At 72.4% G+C, this 11,268-nt stretch carries 13 protein-coding genes; 9 read left to right on the forward strand and 4 right to left on the reverse strand.

Annotation, left to right across the window (positions count from 1 at the left end; translation table 11 throughout):
- Positions 1-62 precede the first annotated feature (62 nt).
- Positions 63-941, forward strand: a complete 879-nt coding sequence (locus ABZ078_RS23085; protein WP_356577920.1) for a class II fructose-bisphosphate aldolase — start codon at positions 63-65, stop codon at positions 939-941.
- 2 nt (positions 942-943) lie between these two features.
- Positions 944-1,795, forward strand: coding sequence for a class I SAM-dependent methyltransferase (locus ABZ078_RS23090; RefSeq protein WP_356577922.1), 852 nt, complete (start codon positions 944-946; stop codon positions 1,793-1,795).
- Positions 1,796-1,798: 3 nt separating this feature from the next.
- Here the strand turns inward: ABZ078_RS23090 and ABZ078_RS23095 are convergent, their stop codons facing one another.
- Entirely contained in the window at positions 1,799-2,932 is a 1,134-nt protein-coding gene (locus tag ABZ078_RS23095; protein WP_356577945.1) for a methyltransferase, read from the reverse strand.
- A 102-nt stretch (positions 2,933-3,034) separates the two neighbouring features.
- Between ABZ078_RS23095 and ABZ078_RS23100 the strand changes: the two genes are divergently transcribed.
- Both ABZ078_RS23100 and ABZ078_RS23105 read left to right on the forward strand, forming a co-directional pair.
- Positions 3,035-3,688: an alpha-ketoglutarate-dependent dioxygenase AlkB gene (locus tag ABZ078_RS23100; protein ID WP_356577924.1), complete on the forward strand. Its 654-nt coding sequence runs from the start codon at positions 3,035-3,037 to the stop codon at positions 3,686-3,688.
- Between the two features lie 36 nt (positions 3,689-3,724).
- Entirely contained in the window at positions 3,725-4,963 is a 1,239-nt protein-coding gene (locus ABZ078_RS23105) for an ROK family protein (protein WP_356577926.1), read from the forward strand.
- Between the two features lie 3 nt (positions 4,964-4,966).
- Here the strand turns inward: ABZ078_RS23105 and ABZ078_RS23110 are convergent, their stop codons facing one another.
- On the reverse strand, positions 4,967-5,254 hold the full coding sequence (locus tag ABZ078_RS23110) for a hypothetical protein (protein ID WP_356577928.1): 288 nt from the start codon (positions 5,252-5,254) through the stop codon (positions 4,967-4,969).
- An 84-nt stretch (positions 5,255-5,338) separates the two neighbouring features.
- On the opposite strand from ABZ078_RS23110, the gene ABZ078_RS23115 reads away from it, so the two are divergent.
- Both ABZ078_RS23115 and ABZ078_RS23120 read left to right on the forward strand, forming a co-directional pair.
- Positions 5,339-5,788, forward strand: a complete 450-nt coding sequence (locus ABZ078_RS23115; RefSeq protein ID WP_356577930.1) for an RpiB/LacA/LacB family sugar-phosphate isomerase — start codon at positions 5,339-5,341, stop codon at positions 5,786-5,788.
- Between the two features lie 14 nt (positions 5,789-5,802).
- A complete protein-coding gene (locus tag ABZ078_RS23120) occupies positions 5,803-6,006 on the forward strand; it encodes a hypothetical protein (RefSeq protein WP_356577946.1) in 204 nt (67 codons plus the stop codon).
- 126 nt (positions 6,007-6,132) lie between these two features.
- Here ABZ078_RS23120 and ABZ078_RS23125 read toward each other — a convergent pair whose 3' ends face one another.
- Complete coding sequence (locus ABZ078_RS23125) at positions 6,133-6,705, reverse strand: DUF4865 family protein (RefSeq protein WP_356577932.1); 573 nt, start codon at positions 6,703-6,705, stop codon at positions 6,133-6,135.
- 11 nt (positions 6,706-6,716) lie between these two features.
- The gene (locus tag ABZ078_RS23130; RefSeq protein ID WP_356577934.1) at positions 6,717-7,298 is read right to left on the reverse strand and encodes a TetR/AcrR family transcriptional regulator; all 582 of its coding nucleotides are present in this window, start codon (positions 7,296-7,298) and stop codon (positions 6,717-6,719) included.
- 225 nt (positions 7,299-7,523) lie between these two features.
- On the opposite strand from ABZ078_RS23130, the gene ABZ078_RS23135 reads away from it, so the two are divergent.
- From ABZ078_RS23135 to ABZ078_RS23145, 3 genes are read left to right on the forward strand one after another with little or no spacing between them, the layout of a single operon-like run.
- Positions 7,524-7,808 (forward strand): SHOCT domain-containing protein, encoded by a 285-nt coding sequence (locus tag ABZ078_RS23135; protein WP_356577936.1) that lies wholly within the window; start codon positions 7,524-7,526, stop codon positions 7,806-7,808.
- Positions 7,805-8,554: an ABC transporter ATP-binding protein gene (locus tag ABZ078_RS23140; protein WP_356577938.1), complete on the forward strand. Its 750-nt coding sequence runs from the start codon at positions 7,805-7,807 to the stop codon at positions 8,552-8,554. Before ABZ078_RS23135 ends, ABZ078_RS23140 begins: the two co-directional genes overlap by 4 nt.
- Positions 8,551-11,112 carry an ABC transporter permease gene (locus tag ABZ078_RS23145; protein WP_356577940.1) on the forward strand — a complete coding sequence of 854 codons (2,562 nt, stop codon included), beginning with the start codon at positions 8,551-8,553 and terminating at the stop codon, positions 11,110-11,112. The genes ABZ078_RS23140 and ABZ078_RS23145 overlap by 4 nt, the downstream gene beginning before the upstream one ends.
- Positions 11,113-11,268 lie beyond the last annotated feature (156 nt).

Raw genomic sequence — 11,268 nt, forward strand, 5'->3', positions numbered from 1 at the left:
AGCCCCCCTGGCCGACTCCCCTCAGGTGGCCGGTCTCCTGACGCGCCGAGAAAGGACAGGCCGTGCCCCTCGTGACCACCGGCGAGCTCATCACCCGTGCCGCCGCAGCCCGCTCCGCCGTCGCCGCCTTCAACGTCATCACCCTGGAGCACATCGAGGCGGTCATCACCGGCGCCGAGTCGGTGAGTTCGCCCGTCGTCCTCCAGGTCAGCGAGAACGCCGTCAAGTTCCGCTATGGACGGCTCCTCCCGCTCGCCCGCGCTGCCGTCGCCGCCGCCGAACGCGCCGCCGTGCCCGTCGCGTTGCACCTCGACCACATCCAGAGCGACGACCTGCTCCGCCAGGCGCCACACGCCGGATTCAGCTCGGTGATGTACGACGCGGCCCGACTGCCCTACGCCGAGAACCTCGCCGCGACGAAGGCCGCGGTCGACTGGGCGCACGCCCAAGGGCTGTGGATCGAGGCGGAGTTGGGGCGACTGGGCGGCAAGAACGGTGAGCCGCCGCTCGACGCCCACGCCCCCGGCGCCCGCACCGACCCCGCCGAGGCGCACGCCTTCGTCGCCGACTCCGGCGTCGACGCCCTCGCCGTGGCCGTCGGCAGTTCCCACGCCATGACCACCCGCACCGCCACTCTCGACCACGAGCTCATCAAACACCTGTCCGCCACCTTGGACGTCCCCCTCGTCCTGCACGGCTCCTCCGGCGTCCCCGACGGCGAACTGACCACGGCGGTGGCGGGCGGCATCGCCAAGGTCAACGTCGGCACGGCCCTCAACATCGCCATGACGGCCGCCATCCGCGACTTCCTCGCCGCCCACCCCGAGGCGGTCGACTCGCGCACGTACCTCAGCGTGGGACGGGAGGCGATGGTTCGGGCGGTGGCCCGCATCGTCCGGCTGCTGGGGGCTCCCAGACCCGGAGAACGTGTGCATACTTAGGTATGCCTAAGTCGAAGTCGACTCCCCAACTGGGCGAGATCCAGGAGACGTTGCTCATCCCGCTCTACGGGCGGGCCGTGCAGACGCGTAAGCGCAACGGCCTGATACACGACCCGAAGGCCGTGGAGATGGTCGACTCCCTCGACTACGACTTCTCGCGCTTCGACGGGGCGAGGAGCCTGATCGGCGCCACACTGCGCACACTCCAGTTCGACGCCTGGGTGGCCGACTTCCTGCGCCACCACCCGGGCGCAACGGTCGTCGAGATCGGTACCGGCCTCAACACCCGGTTCGAACGCCTGGACAACGGCACGGTCCACTGGTTCGACCTCGACCTGCCCGACGTCATCACCCTGCGCCGCACCTTCTTCCAGGACACCGACCGCAGGCGCACCCTCGCCGCCTCCGTCACGGATCCCACCTGGACCGAGGCGGTGCGCGCGAGCCCGGGGCCGCACTTCCTGGTCGCCGAGGCGGTGCTGATCTACCTCGACCAGGACCAGGTCCGCACGGTGTTCGACCTCGTGGGTGACGAGCTGTCCGGCGCCGAACTGGCCCTGGAGACGGCCAACGGCCACGTCATCGACCGGCAGGACAGCCACGACGTCCTCGCCAAGATGGCCGCCCGCATGCGCTGGCGCTGCGACGACCCCAGGGAGGTCGAGACCTGGCGCCCCGACGTCCGCCTCGCGGAATCCCGGACCTTCGCCGACTTCACCGGCTCGGTCCGCGATGCCGTCCCGCTCTCCGTACGGCTGCTGCTGCGGGCCATGACGGTGATCCGGCGCCGCGAGATCGAGTCGTACCGCCTGAACCGCTACCGCTTCGGCGACGCCGACGCCGACGCCCCGTGACGCCTACCGCCTGACAGCCCTCAGCACGACGAACTTCGGGTCGCTCGCGACCAGTTGACAGTTGCCGAACAGCCGTCGCAGCTTCACGTGGTAGCCGAGATGCCGGTTGCCGATCACCCACAGCTCACCGCCCGGCCTGAGCGCGCGCCGGGCGCCCGTGAACATCCGCCGGGCCGTCGCGTCGGTCGTCGCCTGATGGGAGTGGAACGGCGGATTGTTGAGCACGAGGTCCACACTCCCGGCCGGCACGCCCGCCAGCCCGTCCCCGACCCTGAACTCGGCGTGCCCCCGCACCCCGTTCGCCCGGTACGTCGCCTCCGCCGACGCCACGGCCTGGAACGACTCGTCCACGAACAGCACCTCGGCCTGAGGGTTCGCCAGCGCCATCGCCGTACCGACGACACCGTTGCCGCACCCGAGGTCCACCACGCGCCCGCCGCGCCCGCCGTCCGGCAGGTGGCCGAGGAAGAAGCGGGTACCGATGTCGAGCCGGTCGGCACAGAAGACGCCCGCGTGATTGACGACCGTGCGTCCCGAGACCGCGCCGACGCCGTCGGGGAGAGTGTAGGTGTACGGCCATGGGTTGGCCGGCCGCGCGAGCGACGGCTCGGGCGTGCAGAAGATCAGTCGGGCCTTCTTCTCCGCGAGCGAGGTGCGGGTCGGTCCGAGGATCCGCTCGAACAGCTGGAGCGTCGAGGTGTGGATCTCCTTGACCATGCCCGTGCCGACCACCACGGTGTCCGCGTGGGCGGCGGGCGCCAGCCGCAGCAACTGGTCCTCCAGCAGCGCCAGACTCTTCGGCACCCGCACGAGGAGGACGTCGACGCGCTCCGGCGGCGCGTCCTGCGTGGTGAGCAACCGGACCGTGCCGGGCTCGACGCCGTGCCGGGCGAGATTGGCCCGGGTCGCCTCCTGGGTCAGGTACGAGTCCGTGATCTGCGTCGGACGGTGCGCCGCGAGCGCCGTGACCAGGGCGCCCCAGCGGTCGCCGACGACCACGACCGAGCCGGACAGCGGGACCTCCCGCTGCGCGAGGTGCCTGAGGAGGTACTCGTCGGAGGCGTCCCAGGCGCGCAGCCTGTCGCGCGGGTCCTCCGGAAATCGGGTCAGCGCCGGCTCGCCCCAGGGCGTCTTCATACGCTCGTTCATCGTGCGTCAAGGCTAAGCGACCCCGGGCACCCGCCCGGACCCGCCGCCGGCCGAGCCGCAGCTCATGGCCGGTGCGGGAGGATGGAAGGCATGGACGCCGAGCTGTTTCCCCGGGGGCGTACCGAGGTCGCGCCGGGCGCGGTGCACGTGCCCGACTGGCTGGACGCGGAGCACCAGCGCGAGCTGCTGGCGGCCTGCCGCGAGTGGGCGCGACCGCCGGCCGGGCTGCGCACGGTCCGCACGCCCGGCGGCGGCACGATGACCGCCCGGCAGGTCTGCCTGGGCTGGCACTGGTACCCGTACGGCTATGCCCGCACGGTCGTCGACGGCGACGGCGCCCCGGTGAAACCGTTCCCGGACCGGCTGGGCGAGCTGGGCCGCCGCGCGGTGCGGGACGCGCTGGGGGAGCGCGCGCCGGGTGAGCCGGTGGCGTACGACATCGCACTGATCAACTTCTACGACGCCGACGCCCGCATGGGCATGCACCGCGACAGCGACGAGGACTCGGACGCGCCGGTGGTGTCCCTGAGCCTCGGCGACACCTGCGTCTTCCGCTTCGGCAACACCGAGACGCGGACCCGGCCGTACACGGACGTCGAACTGCGCAGCGGCGACCTGTTCGTGTTCGGCGGCCCGGCGCGGCTCGCCCACCACGGCGTGCCGAAGGTGCGGCCGGGCACCGCGCCGCCGGAGTTGGGGCTGACCGGGCGGCTGAACATCACGCTCAGGGTGAGCGGGCGGTAGGCCGCCGCACCCGCGGATCATGGGAGACTCGCCCTCATGAGCGGCAAGGCGGACCCCCGGCCGGCGGGGGAAGGGACCACCTCGAGGACGCGGCTGGACCGGGGGCGCGGTGCGCTCGGACCCGCGTTGGAGCTCGTGCACACCGGACGCGCCCCCACGCGCGCTGTCCTCACCGCCGAGCTCGGGGTGACCAGGGCCACGGCAGGCGCGGTCGCCGCCGAACTGGAGGCGCTCGGGTTGATCAGGGTCGACGCCCGGCCCGGCGCCGCGGCCGGTTCGCAGGGGCGGCCCTCGCACCGGCTGGCGGTCGCCGAGGACGGTCCGGTCGTCCTCGCCGCACAGGTGCACGCCGACGGGTTCCGGGCGGCGCTGGTCGGCCTCGGCGGCCGTATCGTCGCCACCGCGCCCGGCTGCGAGACCGTGGACGCCGATCCCGCGAAGGTCCTCGGATCGGTCGTCGAAGCGGGCGCCGACCTGCTGCGCGACACCGGGCGGCGCTGTGTCGGCGCCGGACTCGCCGTGCCGTCCGCGGTCGCCGAACCGGACGGCCTGGCCCTGAACCCCCTGCACGTGGCGTGGCCCGTGGGCGCGCCCGTCCGCCGGATCTTCACGGAGTGCGTGCGCGCGGCCGGGATCACCGGCCCCGCCTTCGCCGCCAACGACGTCAACCTCGCCGCGCTCGCCGAGCACCGGCACGGCGCGGGCCGCGGCGCCCGCGACCTGCTGTGCGTCGCCACCGGGCACCGGGGCGTCGGCGGTGCGCTGGTGCTGGACGGCCGTCTGCACACCGGCAGTTCGGGCCTGGCCCTGGAGGTCGGCCACCTCACCGTCAACCCCGAGGGCAGACCCTGCCACTGCGGCAGCCGGGGCTGCCTGGACGTCGAGGCCGACCCGCTGGCCCTCCTCACGGCGGCCGGCCGCGAGCCCGGCCCCGAGGTGTCCCTGCTCCAGCAGGCCAAGGACCTCATCCGCACCCAGTACGACGACCCGGCGGTCCGCACGGCCACCGAAGCGCTCATCGACCGCCTCGGCCTGGGCCTGGCCGGGCTGGTCAACATCCTCAACCCGGACCGCATCATCCTCGGTGGCCTGCACCGCACCCTCCTCGACACCGACCCCGACCGTCTGCGCGCGGTCGTCGCCGACCGCAGCCTGTGGGGCCAGAGCGGCGGTGTCCCGATCCTCGCCTGCACGCTCGACCACAACAGCCTGGTCGGCGCCGCCGAGTTGGCCTGGCAGCCGGTACTGGACGACCCGCTCGGCGCGCTCACATAGGGCTCAGCCTTCCTCCGCGGTCTCCAGGATCCGGGTCCGGGGCGCACCGGCCAGCGCCGGGGCGCTCTCGGACGACGACCACACCCGCGTCCTGAGGAACCCCAGGAACCGCTCGGCGTCGGCCACCTCGTCGAAGTCCAGGTCCACGACGACGTAGGCGGGGTCGTCGACCGGCCGCTGGACGCGGTGGTGCCGTACGCCCGCCTCGGCGCGCTGCGGGGCGAAACGGTCGAAGGCCGACTTCCAGGTGGCGAAGTCCTTGATCGGGTGCTCGATGTGCAGGGTCGGCATGGCTCCTCCTCGGCCGTTCCCGCCGGTCACCTCCATGCTCGGCCGCGGCTCGGCCGGGCGCACGCCCGGGGGTAGGCTCGACCCATGCGGATCTCCGTCTCCTCGGACATGGACGAACCCGTGGCCCGCCTCCTCGTCGCCGAGCTGCGCGAGCGCGGCCACGAGGTGGTCACCCACGGCGCGCTGAGCCCCGGCGAGAACACCCAGTGGGCGCCCTGCTCGGAGGCCGCCGCCCGCGAGGTCGCCGCCGGCACGGCGGACCAGGCGGTCGTGTGCTGCTGGACCGGCACGGGCGCGTCGATCGCCGCGAACAAGGTGCCGGGCGTACGCGCCGCCCTGTGCGCGGACGCCTACACCGCGGACGGCGCCCGCCGCTGGAACGACGCCAATGTGCTCGCCCTCAGCCTGCGGCTGACGTCCGAGCCCCTGCTCAAGGAGATCCTCGACGCCTGGTTCGCGGCCGAGGCGAGCACCGACGCCGAGGACCGGGGGAACGTGGCCCACATCGGACGGCTGGACGACAGCAGGCTCTAGGGTCTGTTGCGAAAGTGGCGCCTGCCCGCGTCAGGCCGACGTCAGGCTCCACAGGGCCGCCCGCCCGCTTCCGACTCGCCGGGGACGACGAGGCGACGGCGTACGAGCGCTCCTGCGAGAACGTCACCGGCCCGATCGCCCTGACCATCTCCCGCGCGGGCCTGCGCGCCGTGCGCGAGGGCCTCGACGAGATGGGCCTCCTTGCGAGAACACCATGAACGGCAAGGTCTCGGAACCAGCTCCGCCCCCGCGGTTGGGGCAGATGCGCGTCTCCACTGCTATGTCTTCGCCTTCTTTCGTTGTCCTCCCTCTTCGTCCTGCCCCTTCGTCCTGCCCCTTCGCCGTCAGCACGGCAAACGGTCCCGCCCCGGCGCGGACAGGTGCAGCACCTCGTACAGGTCGCCGTCGGCCTTGGGCGTGTCGTTGTCCCACACGGAGAAGTGGACTGTCTGCCAGCGACTCGTGTCCACGGCGGACGCCGAGAGCACCGCGCCGTCCGCGCCGGCCAGCCGCTCGTTCTCGCGCACCGCGTCCGCCATGAAGTCGGTCAACGGCACCCCGTCCGGCACCTGTCGGGTCCGCAGCACCGCTGCCCGCGCGGGGGAGCGGGCGGCTACGCCCTCCTGGTACGCCAGCCCGGACCACTGCCGTACCGACGGGCGCCCGAAGTCGTCGACGATGCCCTGGAACGGGCCTCCCCACAGGAAGCCGTTCATGCCGGCGACGGTGTTCCACAGATAGAACGGCGCGTACTGGTTGACCGGCGCTCCGTGCACACCCCGCTCGCGCACGAGATACGCCTTCAGGCCCAGGCCCGCCCACGCGTCGAGCAAGTGCCCCTTGTGTGCCACGCGTCGGCGGATGATCTCCATGTCGTAGTCGGCGGGCAGGGTGAGTTCGTACTGCATCGCGTGCATCGGGCCGCCTTCTAGTGTGGTGAGAGAAGGGCGAGCAGACCCCGTACGCCGACGTCGAAGGCGGCGGGCGAACCGGACGCGCGGGCGAGGACGTAGCCGCCCTGGACCGTCGCGACGATCGTCGCCGCGACCTCCTCGCCGTCGAGCCAGGGCGCGAACCTGCCCTGCTCCTTGCCCTCCTCGACGATCCCGGCGAGCCGCTCACGCAGCCAGTCGAGCGTCTCGTCGACCGGCGCGCGCAACTCGTCGCTCGCCATCACCTCCGGATCCATCGTCAGCCGCCCGATCGGACAGCCGCGCAGCACATCGCGCTCCCGCCGCAGATACGCCTCGATGCGCTCGTACGGCGCTCCGGGACCGTCGAGTACTTCCGCGGCGGTAGCGCGCATCTCCTCGGCGGTCCGTCTGATCGCGGCCAGGGCGAGATCGGGCTTCCCCTTGAAGTGGTGGTACATGCTGCCCTGCCCGGCGCCCGAGCGCTCAAGGATCGCCTTGGGGCTGGTGCCCACATAGCCGCGCTCCCACAGCAGCTCACGGGTGGACTCGATCAGTCGGTCCGAGGTGTCCGAGGTGCTCATACCGTCACTGTACATACTAGTAGTTACAGAAGTCGAGCCGGCCTTGAACGCTTTCTCGAAGCAGCGGAATCAGCCCCGCGTACTCCCCGCGAGGTACGCGCACTGCCGCTGGCCGTACGACGACCCGGACCCCGCTCGGGAGCGAGTCTCGAGGCATCACCGAACCGAACCGACCGAACCGACCGAACGAACCGAACGAACCGAACGAACCGAACGAACCGACTCGGGAGATGACTCCAGATGCAGACCCTGGCTCACTTCGCAGACGGCGGCCCCGGACCGTGGATCCTCCTCTTCCCCCTGATCTGGGCTGCCGTCGTGATCGGCGGCGTCACGCTGCTGCGCCGCACGGTGTGGCGCGGACGCCGCGGCGGCCCCTGGCGGCCCGCCGCCGACGACAACTCACCCATCACCGTGCTCGGCCACCGCTTCGCCTCCGGCGAGATCGACGAGGACGAGTACTGGCGCCGACTGTCCGTCCTGGACGAGCAGTTCGGCCGTACGGGCAAGGGCGGTGCGGCATGACGACCACCACCGTCACCCGGACCGCCGCCCGGGTCGTCGACGCCGTGAAGGTGTACGGCACCGGCGACACCAGCGTGAGGGCCCTGGACGGGGTGAGCGTCGGCTTCCCGGTCGGCCGCTTCACCGCGATCATGGGGCCCTCGGGCTCCGGCAAGTCCACCCTGATGCACTGCGCGGCCGGCCTCGACACGCTCACCTCGGGCACCGCCCACATCGGCGACACCGACCTGAGCACCCTCGACGACCGCCGCCTCACCCTCCTGCGCCGCGACCGCGTCGGCTTCGTCTTCCAGGCGTTCAACCTGGTGCCCACCCTGACCGTCGCGGAGAACATCACGCTGCCTCTCGACCTCGCGGGCGCGAAGGGCGACCCGGAGTGGCTCGACGCGCTGATCGACGTCGTCGGCTTGCGCGACCGGCTCCACCACCGGCCCTCCGAGCTCTCCGGCGGCCAGCAGCAACGCGTCGCCGTGGCAAGGGCGTTCGCGGGGCAGCCGGACGTCGTCTTCGCCGACGAGCCGACCGGCAACCTCGACTCCCGTTCCGGAGAGGAGGTCCTCGGCCTGCTCGGCCGCGCGGTCCGCCAGACGTCCCGCACGGTCGTCATGGTCACCCACGACCCGGTGGCCGCCGCTCACGCCGACGAGGTCGTGTTCCTCGCGGACGGCCGCCTGGTCGACCGTATGGAATGCCCGACCGCCGACAAGGTCCTGGACCGGATGAAAGCCTTCGAGGTGCCGTCATGAACGCGTCCGTCCGACTGAGCGTGTCCTCCCTGCGCGCCCACAAGCGCCGCTTCGCCGGCACGTTCCTCGCGGTGTTCCTCGGCGTCGCCTTCCTCGCCGGGACCCTCGTCATGGGCGACACGCTCCGCGCGAGCTTCGACACCATGTTCGGCAACGCCACCAGCGGCACAGACGCCGTCGTCCGCAGCGCCGACGCCATCACCACGCCGGGTGAGAGCGAGGGCGTACGCGAGCCCGTCGACGCCGGCCTGGTGAGCACGATCGAGCGGGCCCCCGGCGTCGCGGCCGCCGCGCCCAGCATCCAGGGCGCCGGCCAACTCGTCGGCAAGAACGGCGACCCCATCGGCGGCCAGGGCCCGCCCACCCTCGCCGGCAACTGGATCACCGACCCCGAACTCAACCCGTACCGCCTGGCCGAGGGCCGCGCCCCGCGGCAGCCCGGCGAGGTCGTCGTGAACCGCGGGACCGCCGACCGCGGCGACCTGAGGATCGGCGACACGACGACCCTGCGCACCCCCGACCCCGTCAAGGTGACCATCGTCGGACTGGCGACCTTCGGCGGCGAGGACGGCATGGCGCAGGTGACCTTCACCGGCATGACCCGGGCCGACGCCGAGAAGTACCTCACCGCGCGGCCCGGCGAGGCCGCGAGCATCCAGGTGCGGGCCGAACCCGGCGTCAGCCAGCAGGAGCTGGTCGACCGCCTGACCCCCTTGCTCCCCGACGGAGTCGAGGCCATCACAGGTCAGGAGTCGGCCGAGGAGAACACGGACATGATCGCCAGTCAGTTCCTGACCCTCTTCACCACCTTCCTCCTGGTGTTCTCAGGCGTGGCCCTCCTGGTGGCGACCTTCTCCATCCACAACACCTTCGCGATCGTCGTGGCCCAACGCAGCCGCGAGAACGCCCTGCTGCGCGCCCTCGGCGCCTCCCGCCGCCAGGTCGCCGCGTCCACCCTCACGGAGGCGACCGCCGTGGCCGTCACCGCGTCGGCGGCCGGACTCGCGGGCGGCATCGGCATCGCCGCCGGACTCCAGGCGCTGTTCCCGGCGATCGGATTCCCCTTCCCCGAGGGCGACCTGGTGATCAGCGCGCTCTCCATGGCCCTGCCCCTCGCGGTCGGCATCGTGGTCTGCCTGGGCTCCGCGCTGCTGCCCGCCGTACGCGCCGGCCGCACCGCACCCCTGGCCGCCCTGCGAGAAACGGCCGTCGACACCTCCGGCGCCTCCCGTGCCCGAGCCGTCACCGGCCTGGGCCTGATCGCCCTCGCGATCGGCGTCACGCTCAGCGGAGTCCTGCTGACCCCGTCGATCTGGCTGGCGGGGACCGGCGCCGCCCTCGCCCTGGCCGCGTTCGTGGTGCTCGGCCCCGTCGCCTCCACCACGGCCGTACGCGTCCTCGGCGGCCCCCTCGACCGCCTGCGCGGCGTCACCGGCGGACTGGCCCGGCGCAACGCCCTGCGCAGCCCGAAGCGGACGGCCGCCACCGCGAGCGCCCTGATGATCGGTGTGGCCGTCGTCTCCCTGTTCACGGTGTTCGGCGCCTCGCTGAAGGCGACCATGGACCAGACCGTCTCCCGCTCCTTCGCCGGTGACGTCGCCGTGAGCACACCGGCGTTCGGGGCTGGCGGCAGCGGACTGAGCCCTCGCCTCGCCGACGAGGTCCAGCGACTGCCCGAGGTGGACACGGCCGTGGGACTCGGCCGCGGGGTCGCCGAAGTCGACGGCAGGGGCAGGGCGTTGACGGTCACCGACCCTGTCGCCCTGGAACGCACCTTCGACCTCGGCCACGTCGACGGCTCCCTGCGCGACCTCGGCACCGACGGCATCGCCATCACCGGGAAGGAGGCCGACAAGCAGAACCTGACGACTGGCGACAAGACCCGCCTCACCTTCACCGACGGACGACAGGAGACCTTCACGGTCCGCGCGGTCTACGGCCAGTCCGAGCTCGCCGGCGACTACGTCGTCACCCGCGAGGCATGGGCCCCGCACCGCACCCAGGACGCCGACACCCTCCTCGCCGTCTCCTTCAAGGACGGCGTGAGCACGGACCAGGGCAAGGCGGCGGTGGAGCAGGTCACCGCCCGGTACGGCAACCCCGAAGTCCAGACCCGCGACGAGTACGCGCAGTCCTCGGCGGGCGGAATCGACATGATGCTCACCCTCGTCTACGCGCTCCTCGCCCTCGCGGTGCTCATCGCGCTCCTGGGCATCGCCAACACGCTCACCCTGGCGATCCACGAGCGCACCCGCGAACTGGGCCTGCTGCGGGCCGTGGGCCAGACCCGCTCCCAGCTGCGCGCGATGGTCCGCTGGGAATCGATCCTGGTCGCGGCCTTCGGCACGGTAGGCGGTCTGGCTCTCGGCGCCTTCCTGGGCTGGGTCCTGGTAAGGGCCTCCGACGGCGCGAGCGACAGCGCCTTCGCTTTCGCGATGCCGCCCCTGCAACTGGCACTGGTGGCCCTGGTCGGCCTGACGGCCGGAGCCCTGGCGGGCCTGCGCCCGGCACGCCGAGCGGCACGCCTGGACGTATTGCGCGCCATCGCCACCGAGTGACCCTCACGGTGGCAGTCCCGCAAGCCAAGGGGGTGCGCCGGTGTCGAGGGGGCGAACGCGCGCAGGCGCGAAGCGCCGAACACGATCGCCCCCTAGTCCGGGCTGAGAGGCCGGAAAGTCGGAAGACCGAGAGGTCGGAAGACCGGAAGGCGACCC

Origin of the sequence: Streptomyces sp. NPDC006385 (genome assembly GCF_040612485.1) — a bacterium.
Lineage (GTDB): Bacteria > Actinomycetota > Actinomycetes > Streptomycetales > Streptomycetaceae > Streptomyces.

Excerpts from the sequence above, each read along its gene's own strand:
- ABZ078_RS23125 (WP_356577932.1), bottom strand. The coding sequence starts at position 6,705 with ATGCACGCGATGCAGTACGAACTCACCCTGCCCGCCGACTACGACATG.
- ABZ078_RS23115 (WP_356577930.1), top strand. The coding sequence starts at position 5,339 with ATGCGGATCTCCGTCTCCTCGGACATGGACGAACCCGTGGCCCGCCTC.
- ABZ078_RS23135 (WP_356577936.1), top strand. The coding sequence starts at position 7,524 with ATGCAGACCCTGGCTCACTTCGCAGACGGCGGCCCCGGACCGTGGATC.
- ABZ078_RS23140 (WP_356577938.1), top strand. The coding sequence starts at position 7,805 with ATGACGACCACCACCGTCACCCGGACCGCCGCCCGGGTCGTCGACGCC.
- ABZ078_RS23095 (WP_356577945.1), bottom strand. The coding sequence starts at position 2,932 with ATGAAGACGCCCTGGGGCGAGCCGGCGCTGACCCGATTTCCGGAGGAC.
- ABZ078_RS23130 (WP_356577934.1), bottom strand. The coding sequence starts at position 7,298 with ATGTACAGTGACGGTATGAGCACCTCGGACACCTCGGACCGACTGATC.
- ABZ078_RS23100 (WP_356577924.1), top strand. The coding sequence starts at position 3,035 with ATGGACGCCGAGCTGTTTCCCCGGGGGCGTACCGAGGTCGCGCCGGGC.
- ABZ078_RS23105 (WP_356577926.1), top strand. The coding sequence starts at position 3,725 with ATGAGCGGCAAGGCGGACCCCCGGCCGGCGGGGGAAGGGACCACCTCG.
- ABZ078_RS23145 (WP_356577940.1), top strand. The coding sequence starts at position 8,551 with ATGAACGCGTCCGTCCGACTGAGCGTGTCCTCCCTGCGCGCCCACAAG.
- ABZ078_RS23110 (WP_356577928.1), bottom strand. The coding sequence starts at position 5,254 with ATGCCGACCCTGCACATCGAGCACCCGATCAAGGACTTCGCCACCTGG.
- ABZ078_RS23090 (WP_356577922.1), top strand. The coding sequence starts at position 944 with ATGCCTAAGTCGAAGTCGACTCCCCAACTGGGCGAGATCCAGGAGACG.